Annotated in this window: 24 protein-coding genes, 1 tRNA gene and 1 pseudogene; 14 read left to right on the top strand and 12 right to left on the bottom strand. The window is 61.3% G+C overall.

Going from position 1 to position 21,197, the window contains the following annotated elements:
* Positions 1 to 87: 87 nt before the first annotated feature.
* Positions 88 to 1,434 (bottom strand): tyrosine-type recombinase/integrase, encoded by a 1,347-nt coding sequence (locus C1T17_RS08625; RefSeq protein ID WP_223262866.1) that lies wholly within the window; start codon positions 1,432 to 1,434, stop codon positions 88 to 90.
* A gap of 31 nt (positions 1,435 to 1,465) precedes the next feature.
* Positions 1,466 to 1,552 (bottom strand) — tRNA-Tyr (locus tag C1T17_RS08620).
* Positions 1,553 to 1,655: 103 nt separating this feature from the next.
* On the opposite strand from C1T17_RS08620, the gene rlmB reads away from it, so the two are divergent.
* A complete protein-coding gene (rlmB, locus tag C1T17_RS08615; RefSeq protein WP_104955098.1) occupies positions 1,656 to 2,396 on the top strand; it encodes a 23S rRNA (guanosine(2251)-2'-O)-methyltransferase RlmB in 741 nt (246 codons plus the stop codon).
* A gap of 57 nt (positions 2,397 to 2,453) precedes the next feature.
* Here the strand turns inward: rlmB and C1T17_RS21635 are convergent, their stop codons facing one another.
* The 5 genes from C1T17_RS21635 to C1T17_RS08595 form a co-directional block, all read right to left on the bottom strand.
* Positions 2,454 to 3,017 carry a hypothetical protein gene (locus C1T17_RS21635; RefSeq protein ID WP_223262865.1) on the bottom strand — a complete coding sequence of 188 codons (564 nt, stop codon included), beginning with the start codon at positions 3,015 to 3,017 and terminating at the stop codon, positions 2,454 to 2,456.
* Between the two features lie 34 nt (positions 3,018 to 3,051).
* Positions 3,052 to 3,495, bottom strand: coding sequence for a spore coat protein U domain-containing protein (locus C1T17_RS21630; RefSeq protein ID WP_223262864.1), 444 nt, complete (start codon positions 3,493 to 3,495; stop codon positions 3,052 to 3,054).
* A gap of 250 nt (positions 3,496 to 3,745) precedes the next feature.
* Positions 3,746 to 4,087: an ATP-dependent Clp protease adapter ClpS gene (gene clpS / locus C1T17_RS08605; protein WP_104953097.1), complete on the bottom strand. Its 342-nt coding sequence runs from the start codon at positions 4,085 to 4,087 to the stop codon at positions 3,746 to 3,748.
* Positions 4,088 to 4,318: 231 nt separating this feature from the next.
* The gene (phaP, locus tag C1T17_RS08600; protein WP_104955097.1) at positions 4,319 to 5,176 is read right to left on the bottom strand and encodes a phasin family protein; all 858 of its coding nucleotides are present in this window, start codon (positions 5,174 to 5,176) and stop codon (positions 4,319 to 4,321) included.
* 157 nt (positions 5,177 to 5,333) lie between these two features.
* Positions 5,334 to 7,028, bottom strand: coding sequence for a PHA/PHB synthase family protein (locus tag C1T17_RS08595; protein WP_223262918.1), 1,695 nt, complete (start codon positions 7,026 to 7,028; stop codon positions 5,334 to 5,336).
* Positions 7,029 to 7,344: 316 nt separating this feature from the next.
* On the opposite strand from C1T17_RS08595, the gene C1T17_RS08590 reads away from it, so the two are divergent.
* From C1T17_RS08590 to C1T17_RS08575, 4 genes are all read left to right on the top strand, one after another.
* On the top strand, positions 7,345 to 8,556 hold the full coding sequence (locus tag C1T17_RS08590) for an LL-diaminopimelate aminotransferase (protein WP_104953095.1): 1,212 nt from the start codon (positions 7,345 to 7,347) through the stop codon (positions 8,554 to 8,556).
* Between the two features lie 85 nt (positions 8,557 to 8,641).
* Positions 8,642 to 8,911, top strand: a complete 270-nt coding sequence (locus C1T17_RS08585) for a DUF2061 domain-containing protein (RefSeq protein ID WP_104953094.1) — start codon at positions 8,642 to 8,644, stop codon at positions 8,909 to 8,911.
* Complete coding sequence (locus C1T17_RS08580) at positions 8,908 to 9,384, top strand: DUF2721 domain-containing protein (RefSeq protein WP_189338549.1); 477 nt, start codon at positions 8,908 to 8,910, stop codon at positions 9,382 to 9,384. The genes C1T17_RS08585 and C1T17_RS08580 overlap by 4 nt, the downstream gene beginning before the upstream one ends.
* Positions 9,381 to 9,779 (top strand): DUF4345 domain-containing protein, encoded by a 399-nt coding sequence (locus tag C1T17_RS08575; protein ID WP_104953093.1) that lies wholly within the window; start codon positions 9,381 to 9,383, stop codon positions 9,777 to 9,779. Before C1T17_RS08580 ends, C1T17_RS08575 begins: the two co-directional genes overlap by 4 nt.
* Before the next feature lie 628 nt (positions 9,780 to 10,407).
* Here C1T17_RS08575 and C1T17_RS08570 read toward each other — a convergent pair.
* Positions 10,408 to 10,935, bottom strand: a complete 528-nt coding sequence (locus C1T17_RS08570) for a hypothetical protein (protein ID WP_104953092.1) — start codon at positions 10,933 to 10,935, stop codon at positions 10,408 to 10,410.
* Between the two features lie 54 nt (positions 10,936 to 10,989).
* Positions 10,990 to 13,170 carry an excinuclease ABC subunit UvrB gene (gene uvrB / locus C1T17_RS08565; RefSeq protein WP_104953091.1) on the bottom strand — a complete coding sequence of 727 codons (2,181 nt, stop codon included), beginning with the start codon at positions 13,168 to 13,170 and terminating at the stop codon, positions 10,990 to 10,992.
* 11 nt (positions 13,171 to 13,181) lie between these two features.
* Here uvrB and C1T17_RS08560 point away from each other — a divergent pair, with 11 nt between their 5' ends.
* Genes C1T17_RS08560 through C1T17_RS08545 form a run of 4 tightly spaced genes read left to right on the top strand, consistent with a single transcriptional unit; the run spans position 13,182 to position 15,588 of the window.
* Positions 13,182 to 13,808 carry a DUF3617 domain-containing protein gene (locus C1T17_RS08560; RefSeq protein WP_104953090.1) on the top strand — a complete coding sequence of 209 codons (627 nt, stop codon included), beginning with the start codon at positions 13,182 to 13,184 and terminating at the stop codon, positions 13,806 to 13,808.
* Between the two features lie 33 nt (positions 13,809 to 13,841).
* Complete coding sequence (locus tag C1T17_RS08555) at positions 13,842 to 14,243, top strand: VOC family protein (protein ID WP_104953089.1); 402 nt, start codon at positions 13,842 to 13,844, stop codon at positions 14,241 to 14,243.
* Positions 14,183 to 15,073, top strand: coding sequence for an arylamine N-acetyltransferase family protein (locus C1T17_RS08550; protein ID WP_411269233.1), 891 nt, complete (start codon positions 14,183 to 14,185; stop codon positions 15,071 to 15,073). The genes C1T17_RS08555 and C1T17_RS08550 overlap by 61 nt, the downstream gene beginning before the upstream one ends.
* Positions 15,074 to 15,090: 17 nt before the next feature.
* Entirely contained in the window at positions 15,091 to 15,588 is a 498-nt protein-coding gene (locus C1T17_RS08545; protein WP_104953087.1) for a DUF3617 domain-containing protein, read from the top strand.
* Between the two features lie 36 nt (positions 15,589 to 15,624).
* On the opposite strand, the gene map is transcribed toward C1T17_RS08545, so the two are convergent.
* Positions 15,625 to 16,452 carry a type I methionyl aminopeptidase gene (gene map, locus C1T17_RS08540; protein WP_104955095.1) on the bottom strand — a complete coding sequence of 276 codons (828 nt, stop codon included), beginning with the start codon at positions 16,450 to 16,452 and terminating at the stop codon, positions 15,625 to 15,627.
* A 112-nt stretch (positions 16,453 to 16,564) separates the two neighbouring features.
* On the opposite strand from map, the pseudogene C1T17_RS21900 reads away from it, so the two are divergent.
* Positions 16,565 to 16,756 (top strand): annotated as a pseudogene (locus tag C1T17_RS21900) (glutathione S-transferase N-terminal domain-containing protein); the annotation flags it as partial.
* Positions 16,757 to 17,218: 462 nt separating this feature from the next.
* Here the strand turns inward: C1T17_RS21900 and rdgB are convergent.
* Together rdgB and rph are read right to left on the bottom strand one after the other, a co-directional pair.
* Complete coding sequence (gene rdgB, locus C1T17_RS08530; protein WP_411269224.1) at positions 17,219 to 17,860, bottom strand: RdgB/HAM1 family non-canonical purine NTP pyrophosphatase; 642 nt, start codon at positions 17,858 to 17,860, stop codon at positions 17,219 to 17,221.
* A complete protein-coding gene (rph, locus tag C1T17_RS08525) occupies positions 17,857 to 18,573 on the bottom strand; it encodes a ribonuclease PH (protein WP_104955093.1) in 717 nt (238 codons plus the stop codon). The genes rdgB and rph overlap by 4 nt, the downstream gene beginning before the upstream one ends.
* Before the next feature lie 117 nt (positions 18,574 to 18,690).
* Here rph and C1T17_RS08520 point away from each other — a divergent pair, with 117 nt between their 5' ends.
* From C1T17_RS08520 to grpE, 4 genes are read left to right on the top strand one after another with little or no spacing between them, the layout of a single operon-like run.
* The gene (locus tag C1T17_RS08520) at positions 18,691 to 19,203 is read left to right on the top strand and encodes a DUF6438 domain-containing protein (protein ID WP_189338548.1); all 513 of its coding nucleotides are present in this window, start codon (positions 18,691 to 18,693) and stop codon (positions 19,201 to 19,203) included.
* Positions 19,200 to 19,415: a hypothetical protein gene (locus tag C1T17_RS08515; RefSeq protein WP_317617070.1), complete on the top strand. Its 216-nt coding sequence runs from the start codon at positions 19,200 to 19,202 to the stop codon at positions 19,413 to 19,415. Before C1T17_RS08520 ends, C1T17_RS08515 begins: the two co-directional genes overlap by 4 nt.
* A gap of 58 nt (positions 19,416 to 19,473) precedes the next feature.
* The gene (gene hrcA, locus C1T17_RS08510; RefSeq protein ID WP_104953085.1) at positions 19,474 to 20,517 is read left to right on the top strand and encodes a heat-inducible transcriptional repressor HrcA; all 1,044 of its coding nucleotides are present in this window, start codon (positions 19,474 to 19,476) and stop codon (positions 20,515 to 20,517) included.
* Complete coding sequence (grpE, locus tag C1T17_RS08505; protein WP_104953084.1) at positions 20,514 to 21,053, top strand: nucleotide exchange factor GrpE; 540 nt, start codon at positions 20,514 to 20,516, stop codon at positions 21,051 to 21,053. Before hrcA ends, grpE begins: the two co-directional genes overlap by 4 nt.
* Positions 21,054 to 21,197: the final 144 nt, after the last annotated feature.

The following is a 21,197-nucleotide window of genomic DNA, read 5'->3' as shown; positions in this document are numbered from 1 at the left end:
CGACGCTGCAAACCTTACATTTCCACCAGTCAATTCCGCATCGACGGAGTTGTTAATTGGGCAGATTGTTTCCGCGCGTTTCTAGCTTTATGAACGACTGACGCAATAGCTCCCCCAAGCCTCCATCAGTTTGACGCGGGCACCTGGCTGATTTGCCGTGCCTAGATATGTCGTGCGGCGATAGGCGGCCTGCACAGCGTCAGGTGTCTTGTGAGCCAGAGCAGCCTCGACAACGGCATCGGCAAAGCCTTCGTTTGCTGCCCAGTCTGTAAAGCTCGAACGAAAACCGTGAACGTGAAATGGCTCGCTCATGTCGCGCAGAACCTTCAGCAGAGTCATGTCTGACATCGGATTGCCAGCCACGCCGGGGAAAACGACATCTGTATCCGGAAGTTGCAGCGCACGCGCTTTCGTGAGCACCGCCAAAGCCGCGTTGGAGAGTGGAACCACATGCGCCTTACCCCGCTTCATATGATCGGCAGGAATCGCCCAGTGGTGCCCATCGAGATCAAACTCCGCCCATGTCGCAAGGCGCACCTCCTGGCTACGCACGCCGGTAAGTATTAGAAATTCTAATGCCAGCCGTCCGAAGGAAGGTTTGCGCCGCAAAGCGGTGATGAAGCCGGGCACTGCAATATATGGCATGGACTTGCGATTCTCTCGCGACTTCACCTGCCGGGGTAAGCCGCGTCCGGCTTTCAAGCTTCCATTTCCCGATGGGGCTTCGCGGGAGCGCCAGCCCTTGGCGTGTGCGTAGTCCAGCACCGCGCAGATCCGGTTGCGTACCTGGCGCGCGGTTTCGGGGATTTCCTGCCAGATCGGGGTCAGGACTTCGATTATATCGGCAGTTGTGATGCTGCCCGTCGGTATGTTGCCTAGCTTGGGAAAGACATAGTTCTGCAAGCTCGCGAGCCATTGGCGGGTGTAGACGTCGCTCTTCCAGCCTGCCTCGTTCTCGGAATGGTATTGAAGCGCCGCTTCCTTTAACGTCACTCTCGCTGCGGCTTCATCCTTCTTCTCAACGAGCACATCACGCTTCTCGACCTTGACAGCCTTGCGCAACTGGTTGGCCTTCTCGCGCGCCTCAGCCAGCGTCACGAGCTTCGCGCTGCCGATCCCGATGTCCCTTCGCTTGCCATCCTGCTGGACTCGAAGCAGCCATGATGCTGCACCGCTCTTCCCCACTTTCAGGAAAAGACCGTCACCGTCCTGATAGGTGCCAGGATTCTTCGAAGCGGCCTTCACCGCTACCGCCGAGAGCTTGCCCATTTCCTTCCCCACATTCCTTCGGGCCGTTCCGGAAAACTCAAGTGTGGGGAAGCTGACATCTTTCCCCACACCTTCCCCACACAGGGCATCGGATGAGAGTGGATCGCGATGGTCGTGCGGGGACGGAATAGGGGTAATATACCGCAGAAATCCAAGAGTTTCCATGGATGTCTAGGGATACCGGCAGATAGGAAATTGGTGGACAGGGCTGGATTCGAACCAGCGTACGGGAAACCCGGGCAGATTTACAGTCTGCTGCCTTTAACCACTCGGCCACCTGTCCATAACCGCCGCGGCCGAAAAATCGTGCCGTATCGCGATCGGGAGGGCGCTCAATGACGAAAGGAGGCTTGCCTGTCAATGCTTCCCGTGAAAAGAACGCGCCCATGAAAAGAGGACATCGTACCGGAAAGCCCAAGGGGGGATTCCCCCGCTTCTATGGCCGTCATGCGGTCACTGCAGCGCTCGCCAATGAGAACCGCATCGTGCGCAAGATATGGGGGACGCGGGAGGCCTTGGCCGCGCTGGAACTCCCGCCTGTCCTGCCCATCGTCTATGCCGATGTCGCCGACCTTGGCCGGATGGTGCCGTCGGACGCGCCGCATCAGGGCATCGTCGCCGAGGTGGAGCCGCTGGACGACATCTGGCTGGGCGACATTCTGGAGGAAGGGCGCGATGACAGCCGGCCGATCCTGGTGCTCGATCAGGTGACGGACCCGCATAATGTCGGCGCGATCCTGCGCTCGGCCGCTGCTTTCGACGCATTGGGGATCGTGACGCAGGACCGCCATTCCCCTGCCGAAACGGGCGTTCTGGCCCGCGCGGCATCCGGCGCGCTGGAGATCGTGCCGTGGGTGCGTGTCGTCAATCTGGCCCGGGCGCTCGATGAGATTGCGGAGGCGAATTACTGGCGCATCGGTCTGGATGGCGAAGCCGAGGTAACGCTCGACAAGGCTATCGGCGAATCGCGCGTGGCCCTGGTGCTGGGCGCGGAAGGCGAAGGGCTGCGTCACAACAGCATGGCGCATTGCGACATCTTGGCGAAGCTGCCGATCAGCCCGCGCATGGAGTCGCTGAACGTCTCAAATGCCGCGGCGATCGCGCTCTATGCGGCGGCGGTCGGCTGAGACGCGACCGCGCTCTATGCGGCGGCGGTCGGCTGAGACGCGACACGCCCACATCGGTCACATGACGGAATAGGGTATGGAGATCGAATAGGAGGATTGCGCCGCCATGCTACCCTGCGGCCGGAAGCGGATATGCGTAACGGCCGATTGGGCCACAGCGTTCCCGGCCACCGGAGCATAGCTCCAATCGGTTCCGCCATTGCTGGAGAAGTCAACATTATCGGTCGTGCTGCTTGGCGCGCTATAGGTCATGGTGAGAGTGGACGCAGGGCTTCCCTCGCTCGTCTGGACCACCGCCCCCGATCCTGTGCCGTCGCCACCCAGAGCAACGGCCATATAGGCGGGCGTAGGCAAAACAACCGATAAAGTGCTGACCTCGGTCGGTACGACGTCGGGATTGGTGATCGTCAGGGTAACGCGCCGCTTGCTGCCGGGAATCGCTTTGGGCCGGAGCGTGCCTTCCAGCGCGTTCCAGCTTGTCGGGCCCATCGCCACAGTGATGAGCGGCGGTTTGGGTTCCACGCTCAGCGTCACGTTGACGGTCACGGACTTGCTGTCCGCGTCAGGCCTGCCGGGCACCATCCAAGCAAGCCGATTCCATTGCAGAAGTACCAGTCCCATTTTACCGAAAAGCTGCCCTTGTAGGTGTCGGGCTTCACAAATCCGGTGCTGGCAAGCCGGAAATACACGGGCACGTCAATCGCGCCGGACCCAGCAGGTTCAGGAGGTTCACCACAGTCCCCTCCATGTAATAAGCCGCGATTCCGGGCTTCAATTCGGTCGTGGCGGCCGCATCGGCGAACAGGCGATAGGATATCCTGTCCGTCGCGGTGGCCGAGGTGAGAACGAGCGTAGCGTCGCTCTTCACCCTAGCCTTCAGGAAGTTGCCGCTGAGCAGCGTAAGGACATTGGCGCTCTCGCAGCTAAAGCCCGCGCCGGTCTTAGTCAGCGGAGCGTTGCCCACCTTCACTGCGGAGGGCGAGTAGGTGCCGATGTTTACAGCGGTAGGCGTCGTGACCTGGCAGGCGATCGCGGGCGGGGATAGTGAGGCGATCAGGAGGGCAATCAGCCGGAGGATGTACGGCGTCAAACTTGCCAAGCGCCGGAGGAGTGAAAGATCTTGCGATTTCAACGGCATCTTCATGGATGGTTGAAATATGGCGAGATCATTAACGCCAGCTAAAAGGCGGGCGGTAAGAGCGCCGGAGTTAGACTAAAAGCTAATGAAAAGCGCAATTATCCCGCTAACCGATGGAACGGTCGCACGTTTCCGGCTCAGGCCGTCCCCACGATCTTTGAAACGGCGGTAATTAGCCGAGATCAGATCAGGCACCTTCCAATGTCAACGCTTACGCCTTCTCCAGCGTGCATTGCAGCGGGTGCTGGTTCTGCCGTGCGAAGTCCATCACCTGATTGACCTTGGTCTCGGCGACTTCGTAGCTGAATATGCCGCAGACGCCGACGCCGCGTTGATGCACATGCAGCATCACACGCGTCGCTTCCTCCATGTCCATCTTGAAGAAGCTTTGCAGGACGTGAACCACGAATTCCATCGGCGTGTAGTCGTCATTGAGCATCAGCACCTTGTAGAGCGATGGCTTCTTGGTCCGCGTACGCGTGCGCGTCGCTATGCCAACGCCCGGACCTGTGGTGCCCGTGCCGCCTTCATCATCTTTGCCGTCGTCGCTCATACGCGCCGTCCGCCAGTTTTCTAGGGTCTGCTTGCTCATGCCAAGTCAGGATATGGCAACTATCGGGTGCAGCGCAAGGGGTTGCGCTCCCCGTTCACCATCAAAAGACGGCGACTGCCCGCGTGCTCCCATGCGCACAGACCTGACAAGAAAAGGGCGGCTGCTCCCGTGGAAGCAACCGCCCCTTGCAATTACAAGCCTTCGAGCGGCATACCGCCCGAAGATCAGGCGTCAGGCCGCGAGCGACTTGACCTTGTCGGTCACGATCGAAACGCGGCTGCTGATCGGCTGCGCGACTTCACCGGCGAGCTTGATGAGCGCTTCGCTGGTCTTCGCGCTTTCCTTGGCAAAGGCGTCGAACGCACTGGAGAGCATTTCGCTCTGAAGCTGGAAGAATTCGGTCGGCGACTTAACGGCGGCCAGGCTCTTCATCGTTGCGCTGGCCTTCTCGAAGGTCAGACGGCCATATTCGGCGGCGTCCTGGCCCATGGCTTCAACGCCCTTGGCCGCGATCTTGCCGGATTCTACGATGGCTTCGACGTTGCCCTTGGCAATGTCTGCCATTTCCTCGATTGCCTTGGTCGACTTCTCGACGCCGCTCTTCGCCTTCTCGTTCATATCGGCGAAGGCGGACTGGAAGCGGGTTTTGGCTTCGTCGGTGTACTTCTTGGTGTTCTCGATAACGTCGTTCACGGTTTTCGTTCCTTCTGCTGCCGCCGGGAGTGCGGACTTTTCCGTCTCCGGCGCGGATGTGATCTGCGAGGTGGGAGTATCTTGCGCTACCTTGTCGGTTGTAACGGCGTTGGCGGCAGCGGCCGCCGGCAGAACCGGAACCTCCACCTGTGCGACAGGAGCTTTCACGAGGGGCGCCTTTGCGGCAGGCGCTGTTACCGCCACGGGGTTAGCCGCGACCTTCTTTGCGACAGGAGCCTTTACAGGCGCCTTGACCGCGATTTCTTTAGCCTTCGATACGACGGAGGGCTTCACCGGAGCCGGCTTCGCAGCCTGGCCGGTCGCCTTCTCGGAAGCCTGCAGGGCCTGTCGCGCAGTAAGGGCGACGCCCTTGCCGCCAACGGGCGCCGGCTTCACATTCCTCGTCCTGGTCTTCTTTGGTTCGTCCGCCACAAACGGTCTCCCATCAATGCTGCACTGCACAATATAGGAAACATACAAACGAATCAAGGCTTTTGTTGCAGTGCAGCAAAAACGTCACGAGGATGAAATCGTAGGGCAATAATCGCTGGTATCAACGGCTCCTTACATAACGCCCAGGAGCGTCTTCAATGGCGGGGAGTCGCCCCTCGCCCGGACGCCGCGCCCCACGCACCTCCACGGTTTCGGGATCGTGGCCGCGCAGCCACTCCACCCAATCCGGCCACCAACTTCCGGGCGTTTCCTGTGCCTTGGCCGTGAATTCCTCCAGAGATGTGGCAGGTGTGGCAGAGGTCCAATACTGATATTTGTTCGCGGCGGGCGGATTGACGACTCCGGCGATATGCCCAGATCCTGCCAGCACGAACCGGTGCGGCCCCGTGAAGTGATCGACCAGTTTCCACACGCTTTGCGGCGGTGCGATATGATCCTCCTTACCCGCCTGGATATAGACCGGGGTTTTCACAAGCGTCAGGTTGATCGGCGTTCCATCGATGCTGATCGCATTCGAGATCACCAGCTTATTGTCGCGATACAGATCCTTCAAATAGCTGCGGTGCCATTTCGCGGGCAGGTTCGTCGTGTCGCCGTTCCAGTAGAGCAAGTCGAACGGCGCATAATCCTGCCCCATCAGGTAATTGTTGACGACATAGTTCCAAATGAGGTCGCGCCCGCGCAGCAGGTTGAACGTCGCGGCCATATAGCGGCCGTCCAGCACGCCCGAGGTCGTCAGCTTCTCGATCACCGCCAGTTGCTCGTCATTGACGAACAGCGTGAGGTCGCCTGCTTGTGCGAAATCGACCTGCGCGGTAAAGAACGTCGCGCTCGCCACCTTGTCCGCTTCCTCGCGCGCGGCGAGCAGCGCCAGCGTCGCCGCAAGGGTCGTGCCCGCCACGCAATAGCCGACGGTGTGGACGCTCTCCACATCCAGCAAGTCACGGACCGTGTCGATCGCGTCCACCTGCCCCTTCAGGATGTAATCGTCCCACTGAATGTCGATCAGACTTTCGTCCGCCGATTTCCAAGAGACCATGAAAAGCGTGATCCCCTGATCCACGACCCATTTCACGAGACTCTTTTCGGGCGCGAGGTCGAGAATGTAAAAGCGGTTGATCCATGGCGGGAAGATAATGAGCGGCGTCTTCAGCACCGTCTCGGTCGTCGGCGTATATTGGATCAACTGATAGAGCGGCGTTTCATGGATCACCTTGCCCGGTGTAGCGGCGATGTTGCGCCCCACTTCGAACTGAGTGCCGTCGGTGTGCGTGAGTTGGCCCTTCTCCATGTCGGCGAGCATATGCTTGATGCCCTTGACCAGATTCTCGCCGCCGCTCTCCAGCGTTTTTTCCAGGACCTTGGGATTGGTCATCGGAAAATTGCTGGGTGAAAGCGCATCGATGATGCCGTTGGTGACAAAGCGAAGCTGCGCCTTTTGCTTCGGGTCGACGCCATCGACGTTATCGACCAGCCGCGTCAGATAATCCGACGTCAGGAGATAGCTCTGCCGAATGAGATCGAAGAACGGATGCTGCTGCCAAGCGGGATCGGCAAAGCGCCGGTCCTTGCGCGCGGCCGGGCTGTCGGCGGGCGCGGGATCAGGGTTGCTTTTAAGCCAGCCCGATCCATCAACGAAACGCTGCCACATCGCGACGCTTTCGTTGATGTAGTCGGTCTGCACGCGGGCAACGGCGGTGGCGTCGAACGGCGGTTCGCCACGTGCAACCTGCCGCGTGCTGTGCTCAAGCATCATCTGCTGCGCCCGACCGATTGCATGAGTCCATTGCTGCATCTGTTCAAGTGTCGGCAGCACCGCCCCGGTAATGGCATCGGCTGGCTTGAAGGCCGACGTTTGCGCGGACTTCGGCTTTTCCGGCGCGGCTTCCGCTTCAGGAGCAGCAGCAGCCTCTTCCTTTGCCGCACGCTGCTTTTTATCCGCCTTCGCCATCACACTCTCCTGCGCAGAAAACCGCGCGCTTCTTCTGGCCAGCCGTGCTGCACCGGTCTATACCGCACTCGCTCCAGTGTGAGCACTTTGCCATCCGCTGGAGACTACGCACAATAGGCAACTAGGGCTACTACGCACAACCCAAGGAAAGTATCGACCAATGTCCGAAGAATTCTACCGCATGAAACGCCTGCCCCCTTATGTCATCGCCGAAGTGAACGCGATGCGGGCCGCGGCGCGTGCGGCGGGTGAGGACATCATCGATCTTGGCATGGGCAATCCCGACTTGCCGCCGCCCGATCACGTCATCGCGAAACTGGTGGAGGTGGCGCAAAAGCCCGACGCGCATGGCTATTCCGCGTCGAAGGGTATTCCGGGTCTCCGCAAGGCGCAGGCGAATTATTACGGGCGGCGCTTCGGTGTAGACGTCGATCCCGAGACGGAAGTCGTCGTGACGATGGGATCGAAGGAAGGATTGGCGAGCCTCGCCACCGCGATCACTGCACCCGGCGATGTCGTGCTCGCGCCTAACCCAAGTTATCCGATCCACACCTTCGGCTTCATCATCGCCGGGGCCACGATCCGTTCGGTGCCAACCACGCCTGATGAGCAGTATTTCCGCTCGCTCGATCGCGCCATGGCGTTCACCGTGCCGCGCCCGTCGATCCTGGTCGTCAACTATCCGTCGAATCCGACCGCCGAGACCGTCGATCTCGCCTTCTACGAGCGGCTGGTCGCCTGGGCGAAGGAGAACAAGGTCTGGATCTTGTCCGACCTTGCCTATTCGGAACTGTATTTCGACGGCAATCCGACGCCTTCCATCCTACAGGTGCCGGGCGCGAAAGATGTTGCGGTGGAGTTCACCTCGCTTAGCAAGACCTACTCCATGGCAGGCTGGCGCATCGGCTTCGCAGTCGGCAACAAGACGCTGATCGCGGCGATGACACGCGTGAAAAGCTACCTCGACTATGGTGCCTTCACCCCCATTCAGGCCGCCGCCTGTGCCGCGTTGAACGGCCCGCAGGATATCGTCCAGAAGAACCGCGAACTCTATCACAAGCGCCGCGACATATTGGTCGAAAGCTTCGCACGCGCCGGATGGGACATCCCCGCTCCGCGTGCATCCATGTTCGCATGGGCGCCCTTGCCTCCAGCCTTGAAAGATATGGGCAGCCTGGAGTTCTCCAAGCAGCTGCTCACCCATGCCAAGGTCGCGGTCGCGCCCGGCGTCGGCTATGGCGAGGACGGCGAAGGCTATGTCCGCATCGCTATGGTCGAGAACGAGCAGCGGCTGCGCCAGGCAGCGCGCAACGTGAAACGCTACCTCCAGAGCATGGGCGTCAATACGCCGAATACGAAAGCCGCGGTCTGAAATTGCTTTCCGCCGGACGGTTTGCGCCGTCCGGCGGCCATCCTGCCCTTCAAAACCCCACCCCTCCTAGACCCAAGGAATCGCGATGCTGCTTTTCAGAGGCAAGGAATCCAATCCCCGGTCCTTCGCAAAAGCCGTAAGCTGGCGCACCCTCGGCAGCATCGACACATTCCTCCTGGGCCTGTTCTTCACGCATGATGTCAAGGCAGCGGGCGCGATCGCCTCGACCGAAGTCGTCACCAAGATTCTCCTGTACTACGGTCATGAGCGCCTTTGGGCGCAGTTCGGCTGGGGTCTGGCGCCACATGCAGTTGCGCCCACGCCGGCTCCGGAAGCGGAGACAGCCATTCTGTGATTCCGATGCCGCAAGTCGCTCAAGTCGCGCAAACGATCCAACTCGCCCTTGCCCCGGTTTTCCTGCTTGCGGGACTCGGCGCGTTTCTCAACGTCTGCACCGGTCGGCTCGCCCGTGTGATCGACCGCGCCCGCGTCGTTGAAAGTCTCGTATTGGCGACGCGTGGCAAGGAACATGACCGATTCGTCGATGAGATCCGCAAGCTCGACCGCCGCATGACCGTGGTGAACAGCGCGATCTTCCTGACCGTTGCGAGTGGCGCATCGGTTTGCCTAGTCGTCATCCTCCTGTTCGGGTCCGAGCTGTTCCACGGCCATATCGGTCGTCCGATAGCGTTCCTCTTCATTGCTGCGATGATGCTGCAGGCAGCGGCGTTCGTCACCTTCATCATCGAGATTCGCTTGGCGTCTCGCACCATTCACATCCGCAACGAAGTCCTCTTCCACAAAGCGGAGGAGGATGAAGGCGCATGATCGAAAAGCGTCTTTTGCAGGTTATCGTTGCCCTCGCCTGCATCGTGCCGCTGGTGACGGGCAGCACGGGCATATTGCACGGTCCGCAATGGCTGCGCGGCGTGGGTGCGGCGCCTGTCGATCTGGACAGCCACTTCCGCTACATGAGTGGCATATTCTTCGGCGTTGGCCTCGCTTTCTGTTCCTGCGTGCCGAACATCGAGATGAAGGGCGAACGCTTTCGGATGCTCGGCATGTTCGTTGTGATTGGCGGCCTCGCACGGGCCTACTCGCTATTGTCGGTCGGCGCGCCGTCAAAGGGCCATCTGCTCGGCCTTGCCATGGAACTCGGCGTCGTTCCCTGCCTGATGCTATGGCAAGCCGCCTATGCACGCCGCTCCAAGGAATTGAGTTAGCGCTTCTAATTGCTGCGCGGCATTAATCATCACGCGAATGTCCGGGCATACCACCATTCCGTCGCCTGCTCAGGAATGCGTCGCTCCGGCGAATACCATTCGTGTCGGCGGCGCGGCAAACGACCAAAGCTGTCCAAGTGAGCTATGCTGCATTCCATACTGGCGATAACTCTCGCACGCACATTACACTGAGTGCGCCCACATACTGTGCGACTGAATAGAGGGCATGTACCGCAAGCATGAGAGGGGCCGCCGGGTCATGCCCGACGGCCCATCATTTGCATGGTCAGCGGCCGGAAATGCCGCCCAAGGGAAACGTTGATCGCGCTATTTTCGATACAGAGGCACCCACCGCGCTGACGGTAAAATGATGCCGGATTTTCGAAAATCGACGCTAAAGGCGTCGCTCAGCGGCGCGTTTCCTGAATGGACTTGACCGACCCCAATACTGAACCATGAGACATCGGATCACCTCCTTTCGCTATGTTGAACACTGCGTGCCGGTTTGGGCAGTTGCCTGTTCCGGCGACACCCGATTAGTGAATCAATTGCGACTTTCGATCAAGGCTTGAAATAATCTTTTTTGCCATCATACTTGCTCGCTCGTGCGGCGAAACCTGCGGCATGGTCAACCCCTGCAATCCTCGATCACCCGCGTGATTTCCGCCCATGTCGGTAGAACCAGCGGCGCAGCGCCTGGTACTTCGACCACAAACCGCCCCCTGCTGAACGCAATCTGGTCGAGCGCCGGGTCGCTCCCGGCCCGCACGGCAACGAACTGCGCCGGGTTCGCGGTCGACGCCTGCAACGGCCACGACGCCACACCGAAGGTCGTCCGCACAACCATCTGCCCTGCCACTCTCGCCGCAGCCGGCGCGAACACAAACTGCCGCAAAGGCAGCTCGCACCGTATCGTCAATACAGGCAAAGCGCCCGCGACGCCAAAAGTCGCGCTACTGGACGATCCCCCCGTCTGATAGCGCCACTCCCCCGCCGTCAGGGGCCAGTCGCGCCAGTCCTTCGGCTGCACAGGCGCCGGTGCTGGCGCGGGTGCTCGGACAGGTGGCAGCGGCGCGGGCGCAGGCTCCTGCCGAGGCGGCGCAACGCACGACGCAACAAGGACAAGAGCGGCGAGCGGAAATCGGAAAAATCGCATCGCCGGGGTATGGCCCAGCCAAGCAACAGCCTCAACCGCTAATCGGCGTGGGCGCTACCCAAATTTCCGCTGCGTCTTCCCATAGCGCATCTTCCGCGTGCCCGGCTTGCCTTCGCTCGCGCGGCCCCTTGGCGCGGCGACCTGTTGATCGACCGGCAATCCAAGTTCCTCTGCTTCCAACTTGCGGATTTCGTCACGGATGCGGCCGGCTTCCTCGAACTCCAAGTCGGAGGCGGCTGCGCGCATCTTCTTTTCCAGGTCTTCGATGTACGCGCGCAGGTTGTGGCCCACCATGTGCGGGCGATCCGCGTCGCCCGTGTCGACCAGCACGCTGTCCTTGTTCGAAACATGGGCGATGATGTCGCCGATGTTGCGCTTGATCGTTGTCGGCGTGATGCCATGTTCGAGGTTGTATGCCTCCTGCTTCTCGCGCCGCCGCCCGGTCTCGTTGAGCGCCCGCTCCATGCTGCCGGTCACGCGGTCGGCATAGAGGATCACGCGGCCATCGACGTTACGCGCCGCGCGCCCGATCGTCTGGATCAGCGAAGTTTCGGAGCGCAGGAAGCCTTCCTTGTCCGCGTCCAAGATCCCAACCAGTCCGCACTCCGGGATATCCAGCCCCTCGCGCAGCAGGTTGATGCCGACCAGCACGTCATAGACGCCTAGCCGCAAATCGCGGATCAGCTCGATGCGCTCCAATGTCTCCACGTCGCTGTGCATGTAGCGGACCTTCAGCCCCGCCTCATGCATGAACTCGGTCAGATCCTCCGCCATCCGCTTGGTCAGCGTCGTCACCAGCGTGCGATATCCCGCCGCCGCCGTCTTGCGCGCCTCGTTGATGAGGTCGTCGACCTGATCCTCGACCGGCTTGATCTCCACTGGCGGATCGATCAGCCCCGTGGGACGGATCACCTGTTCGGAGAATACGCCGCCTGTCTGCTCCATTTCCCAATTGCCAGGCGTCGCAGAAACGCTGACTGTCTGCGGTCGCATCGCGTCCCATTCGTTGAAGCGCAGCGGGCGATTGTCGATGCAGCTCGGCAGGCGAAAGCCATATTCCGCCAGCGTGATCTTCCGCCGATGATCGCCCCGCGCCATCGCCCCGATCTGCGGCACGGTCTGGTGGCTCTCGTCGACGAAGAGCAGCGCATTTTCGGGCAAATACTCGAACAAGGTCGGCGGCGGCTCACCCGGCAGGCGGCCCGAAAGAAAGCGCGAGTAGTTCTCGATCCCCGCGCAGGAACCGGTCGCCTGAATCATCTCCAGATCGAAATTCGTGCGCTGCTCCAGCCGCTGCGCCTCCAGCAGCTTGCCTTCCATGATCAGTTCCTTCAGCCGCTCCGACAGTTCATGCCGGATCGCGTCCATCGCCTGCTTCAACGTCGGGCCGGGCGTAACATGGTGGCTGTTCGGGAAGACCTTTACATAGTCGAGCGTCGCTATGCGCTTGCCGCTCAGCGGATCGAACTCGGCAATCTCCTCGACCTCGTCCCCAAAGAAGCTGATGCGCCAAGCCGTGTCCTCATAGTGCGACGGAAATATCTCCAGATTGTCGCCCTTCACGCGAAAATTGCCGCGCGCAAAGCCCATGTCGTTCCGCTTATATTGCAGCGCCACCAGCTTGCGGATCATCTCGCGCTGGTCGGCGACTTCGCCCTTCTTGATCGGGAAAGTCATCGCCGAATAGGTCTCGACCGAGCCGATGCCATAAAGGCAGGAAACCGACGCCACGATAATCACGTCGTCCCGCTCCAGCAGCGCACGCGTCGCGGAATGGCGCATCCGGTCGATGCTCTCGTTGGTGCTCGACTCCTTCTCGATATAGGTGTCGGAACGCGGCACATAGGCTTCCGGCTGATAGTAATCGTAGTAGGACACGAAATATTCGACGGCATTGTCGGGGAAGAAGCTCTTGAACTCCCCATATAATTGCGCGGCCAAAATCTTGTTCGGGGCCAAGATCAGCGCTGGCCGCTGCAATGCCTCGATCACCTTCGCCATCGTGAACGTCTTGCCCGATCCGGTGACGCCCAGCAGCACCTGGTCGTGTTCCCCCGCCAGCGCCGTCTGCACCAATTCCGCGATCGCGGTCGGCTGGTCGCCCGCCGGTTCGTAGTCGGAGACGAGCGTGAACGGACGCCCGCCTTCGGTCTTTTCGGGACGCGCCGGGCGGTGAGGGACGAAGTCTTCGCCGGTCTCTGGTTCGGCAAGCGAGGTTCGGATTTGAATAGCCATCGCGCACTGATATGGTCGCTCGCAATGGGCCGCGCAATGGATGTGCGGCGACACGGGAGACGGCTGGCATGAAAGCGGCGATATTGGTGTTTGGCGCGGCGCTCTTGCTTACCGGCTGCGGCAAGAACGACAAGGCCGCGACGGGTCCGATGACCGCCGAACAGGTCGCCAGCAAGATGGACGAAGTGAAGCTGGAACCCGGCGAATGGGAAGCGACTCAGGAAATTCTGGACGTCCAGATGACCGGCCTGCCCAAGGACGCGCCCGCCAATGCGATGAAGCAGATGGTTGGGCAGAAGAACACCGTCAAACACTGCATCACGCCCGAACAGGCGGCCAAGCCTGGCGCGGATTTTCTGGCCGCGCAGAAGGACGCGAAGTGCGCTTACGCGAACATGGACATGAACAACGGCATCATCAGCGGCACGATGACCTGCAGCGCGCCGAACAATCCCAAGGCAGTCATGAAGATGATGCTGAAAGGCACCTATCAGCCCACCAGCTATGCAATGGCGATGGAGATGCAGTCCGAAGGCATGGGCGGCGGCATGGGCATGACCATGAAGATCAAGAGCGAAGGCAAGCGCATCGGCGATTGTCCCGCTGGTGCAGCCACGACCCCGAAGGCTGGAGACTGACACACATCGGATGAAGACGAAAGGACAGGCAGCATGATCGGTTACGTGACTTTGGGCATCAACAATGTCGAAACGGCGCGCGCATATTATGACGGCCTACTGGGCAGCATCGGCGCGTCGCGGCTGTTCGAGCAGGGTGAGGACGGCAACTTCCTCACGATGTACGCAACATCTTTCGAAGCCCCTGGCATCGCCATCACCCGCCCCTTCGATGGCGGAGCGGCCTCTCCGGGAAACGGTAATATGGTAGGGATCGAGCGCCCAACCCGCGCGGATGTCGATGCTTTTCATGCCAAGGCGCTGGAACTCGGCGGTACGGACGAGGGCGCACCGGGATTGCGCGGACCGGAGGGACCGCAAGCCTTTTACGGCGCATATTTTCGCGATCCCGAGGGCAACAAGCTTGCGGCGTTCTGCATCGGACCCGACCACTGATCGCCCCGTTCGACCTGCCCGCATATCTCGACCGCATAGACCTGCCCGTTGCACCAGCCCCGGACTTAGGCGGGCTGGCAGCGGTGCATCGTGCGCACCGGCTTGCAATCCCGTTCGAGAACCTCGACATTCCTTTAGGACGCGGCATCGCCATCGACGGGCCTTCGGTGTTCGCTAAGCTGGTGAAGCGGAAGCGCGGCGGCTACTGCTTTGAGCAGAACTCACTATTCCTGCGCGCCTTGCATGTCCTAGGTTTCACGGCGCGCCCGCTGCTCGCCCGCGTATGGCTGTTGGCGACCGCGACGCCGCCGCTCACACACACGCTCAATCTGGTGACGATCGAGGGCCGCGAATGGATCGCCGACGCGGGTTTCGGCGGCAGCTTCTCCCCGCCCCTGCCCCTTGAAGACGGCGCACAGACGCTAGCCCCGGACGGCACCGCGCATCGCCTGATCCTGCGGGACGAACGCACATGGATGCTGGAACGCGCAGGCGATCCCGGTGCAACAGATGGTCGCAGCGCCGCCACGCGCGATTGGCAAGCGCAATATAGCTTCACTCTCGATCCCGTCGAAGCCATCGACCTCGAACTTTCCAATCACTGGACGGCGACGCGACCGGACACGCGCTTCACGACGCTGACAATCGCCAGCCGGGTGATGGCGGACGGCTTCATCTCGCTCTTCGACCGGCAACTGTCCGTCCACCGCAACGGCCAAAATGACAGTCGTTTGATCGAAACCGTTGCCGACTACCGCGAAGTGCTGATCGGGCAATTCGGGCTTGCACTTGCCGACGCGGAGGTAGAGCATCTGTTCCACCAACTATAAATAAGGGGGACAAGAGGATGCGCGGGATATTAGCGGCGACCGTAATGCTATTGGCAGGATGCAGCGCGGCGGAAGCGCCTCCGCCCGAAAAGGAAGATGCGCCGATCCTGCTGAAGGCGGGCCAGTGGACGATGAACCGCACGATTACCGGTTACAACACGCCCACGATCACTGCGGAAGAATATGCCCGGATGGTCGGCACCAAGAGCACGGCGGAGGTCTGCGTCGCGGTGGCATCCAATGGCTATCCGGATGCCGACGCGCTTGCGGGCGAAGAGGGCAAGGACTGCACCTACAAGGAAACGAGCATCCGCAAGGGGCGCTTCATCGGTACTCTTTCCTGCAAGGCAGGCAAGGGCACGTCCGAACTGGTGATGGAAGGCAATTACACGCCCGAAACCATGACGCTCGGCGTCAGTATGACCAGGACCGAAGGCGGCAAAGCCGTGCTACGGACGACGCACGACCTGTCGGGCAAGCGCACCGGGGAATGCAGGGCGGCAGTGCCGGCCTGATCGGAGGGACCGGCTGCCTTCCCCCTCGAACGCAATTCAGCGATAGGGCGGGTGGTGAAGTCCCTTGGGGCTGAGCGTAAAGATCTCAGCCCCCTGTTCGGTGATGCCGATCGAATGCTCGAATTGCGCCGATAGCGAGCGATCCCGAGTGACGGCGGTCCAGTCGTCATCCAGAATCTTGACGCCGGGCTTGCCGATATTGATCATCGGCTCGATAGTGAACATCATTCCGGGACGCAGTTCAGGTCCCGTGCCGGGGCGACCATAATGGGCCACATCAGGCTCATCATGATAGACAAGGCCAACGCCATGGCCCACGAAGTCCCGCACCACGCCATAGCGGTTCTTTTCCGCATGACGCTGAATGGCGTGCCCTATGTCGCCCAGATGGTTGCCCGGATGCGCCTGCTCGATGCCCAGCATCATGCATTCATATGTGACATGGACCAGGCGCTTTGCCTTTAACGGCACGTCCCCGACCAGGAACATCCGGCTGGTGTCGCCGTGCCAGCCATCGATGACGGCGGTCAGGTCGATATTAAGAATATCCCCCGCCATGAGGGTTTTCGCACCCGGAATGCCATGACACACGACGTGGTTCACCGAAATGCAGGTCGCATGGGCATAGCCGCTATAGCCGATGTTGATGGGAATCGCGCCAGCCGCAACGATCGCATTGCGGGCGAAATCGTCGAGCTCGCCTGTCGTGACTCCCGGCACCACCAATGGCACGAGCGCGTCGAGCGTCTCGGCAGCGATCCGGCCAGCCCGTCGCATCCCTTCGAACGCGTCCGCTCCGTAAAGCTTTATAGCGCTTGTTCTGGACCGTGGTGTGTCCGCAGTGACGTCGACATAGGTGATCATCCCCATCCGATAGGGAGTCTGGCGCCGATTTTCCAGTGATCTCCGCACATTCGGGACAGTTGCGAGATTTGCCAAGGGCGCTACGGATGGCGGGAACAGTGGGAGCCTACCGATGACGATCACGATCACCGCTTTCGAAAACTCCCCAGATCGCGGCAGGGGATTGGCGCGCGACATGCGCGTCCGCTGGGCGCTGGAAGAAGTGGGGCAGCCTTATGACGTCCGCCTCATCTCATTCGACGCGCTGAACGACCCCGCGCACCGCGCCTTGCAGCCTTTCGGGCAGATCCCAACCTATGAGGAAGGCGATCTTGCGCTGTTCGAATCGGGCGCGATCGTATTCCATATCGCGGATCGCCATACGGGCCTGCTACCGGCAGATGCGAACGCGAAGGCGCGCGCGATCAGTTGGATGTTCGCAGCGCTGGACACCGTGGAGCCGCCCGTCTGGGAATTTTCCATCGCCCGCATTCTTGAAAGCGGCAAACCATGGTTCGAGGAACGCCAGTCCATGCTGGCGGAGCGCGTCCGCAAGCGGTTAGGCGAGCTTTCCCAGCGAATCGGCGATGCCGATTGGCTCGACGGTGCATTCAGCGCGGGCGACTTGCTGATGGTGACGGTGCTGCGCAGGTTGAACGGATCGTCCCTGTTGGAGGAATATCCCAGCATCTCCGCCTACATCGCCCGCGGCGAAGCACGGCCCCCTTCAAACGAGCCTTCGACGCGCAACTGGCGGTCTTCGTCAGCCAGCAACCTTAGCCTGGCTTCAAAACACCGCCGCCACGAACTTGGCGAAAGCGTCGGCACGGTGGCTCATCGCGTGTTTCGCGTCAGGGTTCATTTCGCCGAAGCTGATGTCATGGCCCAGCGGCACGAACATCGCATCGTAGCCGAACCCCTGATTGCCACGCGGCGGCCAGACCAGTGTCCCGTCCACGCGCCCCTCGAACGCCTCGACATGCCCATCAGGCCACGCCAGCGCCAGCGCGCAGATGAAATGCGCGGACTTGCTTGCCTCGGGCCCGGTCGCCTCCAGCTTCTGCCACACGGCACCCATCGCCATGTCGAAGTCCTTCTCCGGCCCCGCCCAGCGCGCCGAGAATATGCCCGGCTCGCCCAGCAACGCGTCAACGCACAGGCCGCTGTCGTCAGACAGTGCGGGCAGGCCGGACAGGTCCGCCGCCTGCATCGCCTTCAGCTCCGCATTGGCGATGAAGGTCGTGCCGGTCTCCTCCGGTTCGGGCAAGTCAAGGTCCGCCGCCGACACCGGCTCGATCCCATAGGGCGCGAGCAGCGCGCGGATCTCACGCACCTTGCCCGGATTATGGCTGGCGATCACCAGCTTGCCGGGTTTCAGTTTCCGGATCGCCTGTGGCGCATTCGGATCGTCGGCGATGAAATCGCTCACCGGCCGGTTGCCTTATCCTGTGCCGTGAAGATCTGCCCACAACCAATCCGCGCAAGCCGCAGCAGACGCAGCAATTCTTCCTCGTCGAAAGTCGCGCCTTCCGCCGTCGCCTGCACTTCGGCGAGCTTGCTGTCGCCGGTCAGCACGAAGTTGGCGTCCGCCTCCGCGCTCGAATCCTCGATATAGTCGAGGTCGAGCACCGGCGTTCCCTGATGGATGCCGCAACTGATCGCCGCGACTTTCTGCAGGATAGGGTCTTCCTTCAGCAAGCCCTTCGCCATCAATCCATCGACCGCGATCCGCAACGCCACCCATGCGCCGGAGATCGACGCGGTGCGCGTGCCGCCGTCGGCCTGCAACACGTCGCAATCGATCGTGATCTGCCGCTCACCCAGCTTCTTGAGGTCCACCACAGATCGAAGCGAGCGCCCGATCAGCCGCTGAATTTCCTGCGTGCGACCCGACTGCTTGCCCTTCGCCGCTTCACGGCTGCCGCGCGTATGCGTTGCGCGGGGGAGCATGCCATATTCCGCCGTCACCCAGCCCTCGCCCTTGCCGCGCAGGAATGGCGGCACTTTCTCCTCGACCGACGCAGTGCATAGCACCCGCGTGTCGCCGAAGCTGATCAGGCACGAACCCTCGGCATGGATGGTAAAGGCGGGCTCCATCGAAATGGCCCGCATCTGATCGGGGGTGCGGCCGGATGGGCGCATGAACATGACTCCTTATTGAACCTAGGCGCGCGGCTTAGCGTCCCCTTGTCTCGCTGGCCAGTGCATCGCGGACAAAAACAGGCTAAACGCAGGGCAAACTTAAAAAAGGAGATCGCAATGCGGGCACTGACGATAGGCATGATCGCACTGGTAAGCGGGTGCGCAACCGCACCGTCCCCGCCGAAGCCAGCCGCCAAGGCCGACACGATCAGCTTCGCAGCCGGACGTTGTTTCGGCGCGTGCCCCGTCTACAAGGTGACGGTGGAGCCAGATGGATCGGGGGTGCTGTTCCCCGAGAAATTCACCTCGGTCCCCGGCGAGACGCGCTTCACGGTCACGCCTCAACAATATCGCCGTTTGCGCGACAGCCTGGCGCCCTTCCGCCCCGCGACCGGCACGAAGAAGAATATCGGCCCCGGTGATCCCTCCTGCAAACGGATGGCAACGGATATGCCCGGCTATCGCATCGTCTGGGACCGTGCGCCGCAAAAGCCGTCGGAACTCGATTATTACGGTGGCTGCCATGATCCGCAGCACACACGCCTGCGCGCCGCCATTGCAGCGGTGCCCAAAGTGCTCAACATAGAGGCGATGCTGAAACCAGCGCCCGGCACGACAGGAAAACAATGATGAACAAGGTTCTTCCCCGCCTACTGCGAATCTTCGGCACGGCGGCGCTGCTTATGGGCCTGCTCTGGATCGGCCAGGGTCTGGGGTTGATCAAGTGGCCCGAGTCCAGCTTCATGATCGACGTGCGGCCCTGGGCATGGCGCGGCGCCGCGCTGGCTGGTGCGGGCATAGTGATGCTGATCCTGTCGGTGCGCCTCAGTCGTCGCCCCTAGCATACCGGCCCTGAGCACTGGCATTGAGCCGTTCCGCAATCCGCCCTACATACAAGCGATGGCGACCATTCCGATCAGCGAACTGAATGACCGCGCGCGCGACGTGTTTCGGCTGGTAGTGGAGAACTACCTCGGCACCGGCGTGCCCGTGGCGTCGCGCACGATCGCGCGGCTGCACACGCTGAACCTTTCGCCAGCCTCGATCCGAAACGTGATGCAGGATTTGGAGGAGTTGGGTCTGCTCGCCTCGCCCCACACATCCGCGGGCCGGATGCCGACCGAGACTGGCCTGCGCCTGTTCGTGGACGGCATGATGCAGGCGGCCGAACCCTCTCAGGAAGAACGCCGCACCATAGAGGCGCAAGTGGGCGAAGGCGGCCCCATCGAGAATGCGCTCTCCGCCGCGACGCTTGCACTGTCCGGTCTCTCTGCCTGCGCAGGGATTGTCATGGTGCCGAAGCGCGAACCGATATTGCGTCAATTCAGCTTTGTCGCCCTCAACGATCATCAGGCGCTTGCCATCCTTGTCGCGCAGGATGGTTCGGTCGAGAACCGGGTGCTGGACCTGCCCCCCGGCGTCACCCCCTCCAACCTCGCCGAAGCCGCCAACTATATGTCGCAGCGCCTCGCGGGGATGACGCTGCGGCAAGCGGAAATTGTGCTTGGTCAGGAACTCGACGCCGACCGCCGCGCACTGGACAGCGCCGCGCGCGAACTGGTCGATCGCGGCATTGCCATCTGGTCGACAGACGGCGCGGACCGCCCCGTGCTGATCGTCCGGGGTCAGGCGAACCTGATCGATGACACCGCATCGGCAGACCTCGATCGTGTGCGGCAATTGCTTGACGAACTGGAGGGTAAACAGGAGATATCCCGCCTCCTCGAAAGCGCGCTGGCAGGCAGCGCGACCAAGATATTCATCGGATCGGAAAACAAGCTCTTTTCCCTGTCCGGTTCATCGGTCATAGCCGCGCCGTACCGCGCAGGCGATGGCCGCGTCGTTGGCGTGGTCGGGGTGATCGGCCCCACGCGCTTGAACTATGCGCGCGTGATACCCATGGTGGACTTCACTGCGCAGACCCTTTCGAGATTGATGAGATGACCGAAGAAACAATGAACGAAAACCCCGCCGAAATCGCTCCCGAAGAAGAGACCGCGAATCCCCATGAGCAGCGCATCGCCGCGCTGGAGGATGAACTCGCCGCTGCCAAGCAGGACGTGCTCTATGCCCATGCAGAGACGCAGAATGTGCGCCGCCGCCTGGAAAAAGAATTGCAGGACACGCGCTCTTACGCCGCGACCGGCTTTGCGCGCGACATGCTGACGATCGCGGACAATCTCGTGCGCGCCCTCGCCGCGATTCCCGCCGACCTGCGCGAGGACGAGAAGATGAAGAGCCTCGTCGTCGGCCTGGAAGCCACGGGTCGCGAGTTGGAAAGCGTGTTCCGCAAGAACGGGATCGAGAAGATCGAAGCCGTCGGCCAGCCGCTGGACCCGAACAAGCATCAGGCGATGGTGGAACTCCCCTCCGCCGATGCTGCGCCGGGAACCGTGGTGCAGGAAATGCAGGCGGGATACATGATTAAGGACCGCCTGCTGCGGCCTGCCTTCGTGGGCGTCGCGAAAGCACCCGAATAAACGACCCGCAAAGATGATCGCGAAGGTGGCGGTGAACTTGACGGTTCATCGCCACCTTTTTTGTTGTCGGCAGCGTGAAAAAATAGTTGCGATATATCTTGACTGACTTGATATAAGATATATCTTGAGTGCATCGAAACATAC

Source organism: Sphingobium sp. SCG-1 (assembly GCF_002953135.1).
In the GTDB taxonomy this organism is placed as follows: Bacteria; Pseudomonadota; Alphaproteobacteria; order Sphingomonadales; family Sphingomonadaceae; genus Sphingobium.
The sequence above is the reverse complement of the archived record's forward strand: the minus strand, read 5'-3'. Positions and strand labels throughout refer to the sequence as shown.

Excerpts from the sequence above, each read along its gene's own strand:
- C1T17_RS08590 (WP_104953095.1), top strand. The coding sequence starts at position 7,345 with ATGTCCGAAGAATTCTACCGCATGAAACGCCTGCCCCCTTATGTCATC.
- C1T17_RS08515 (WP_317617070.1), top strand. The coding sequence starts at position 19,200 with ATGATGAACAAGGTTCTTCCCCGCCTACTGCGAATCTTCGGCACGGCG.
- C1T17_RS08575 (WP_104953093.1), top strand. The coding sequence starts at position 9,381 with ATGATCGAAAAGCGTCTTTTGCAGGTTATCGTTGCCCTCGCCTGCATC.
- C1T17_RS08555 (WP_104953089.1), top strand. The coding sequence starts at position 13,842 with ATGATCGGTTACGTGACTTTGGGCATCAACAATGTCGAAACGGCGCGC.
- C1T17_RS08625 (WP_223262866.1), bottom strand. The coding sequence starts at position 1,434 with ATGGAAACTCTTGGATTTCTGCGGTATATTACCCCTATTCCGTCCCCG.
- C1T17_RS08570 (WP_104953092.1), bottom strand. The coding sequence starts at position 10,935 with ATGCGATTTTTCCGATTTCCGCTCGCCGCTCTTGTCCTTGTTGCGTCG.
- C1T17_RS21635 (WP_223262865.1), bottom strand. The coding sequence starts at position 3,017 with ATGGGACTGGTACTTCTGCAATGGAATCGGCTTGCTTGGATGGTGCCC.
- C1T17_RS08595 (WP_223262918.1), bottom strand. The coding sequence starts at position 7,028 with ATGCAGCAATGGACTCATGCAATCGGTCGGGCGCAGCAGATGATGCTT.
- map (WP_104955095.1), bottom strand. The coding sequence starts at position 16,452 with ATGATCACCTATGTCGACGTCACTGCGGACACACCACGGTCCAGAACA.
- rph (WP_104955093.1), bottom strand. The coding sequence starts at position 18,573 with ATGCGCCCATCCGGCCGCACCCCCGATCAGATGCGGGCCATTTCGATG.
- hrcA (WP_104953085.1), top strand. The coding sequence starts at position 19,474 with ATGGCGACCATTCCGATCAGCGAACTGAATGACCGCGCGCGCGACGTG.
- grpE (WP_104953084.1), top strand. The coding sequence starts at position 20,514 with ATGACCGAAGAAACAATGAACGAAAACCCCGCCGAAATCGCTCCCGAA.
- rlmB (WP_104955098.1), top strand. The coding sequence starts at position 1,656 with ATGAAAAGAGGACATCGTACCGGAAAGCCCAAGGGGGGATTCCCCCGC.
- C1T17_RS08545 (WP_104953087.1), top strand. The coding sequence starts at position 15,091 with ATGCGCGGGATATTAGCGGCGACCGTAATGCTATTGGCAGGATGCAGC.
- C1T17_RS08520 (WP_189338548.1), top strand. The coding sequence starts at position 18,691 with ATGCGGGCACTGACGATAGGCATGATCGCACTGGTAAGCGGGTGCGCA.
- C1T17_RS08585 (WP_104953094.1), top strand. The coding sequence starts at position 8,642 with ATGCTGCTTTTCAGAGGCAAGGAATCCAATCCCCGGTCCTTCGCAAAA.
- C1T17_RS08560 (WP_104953090.1), top strand. The coding sequence starts at position 13,182 with ATGGTCGCTCGCAATGGGCCGCGCAATGGATGTGCGGCGACACGGGAG.
- clpS (WP_104953097.1), bottom strand. The coding sequence starts at position 4,087 with ATGAGCGACGACGGCAAAGATGATGAAGGCGGCACGGGCACCACAGGT.
- uvrB (WP_104953091.1), bottom strand. The coding sequence starts at position 13,170 with ATGGCTATTCAAATCCGAACCTCGCTTGCCGAACCAGAGACCGGCGAA.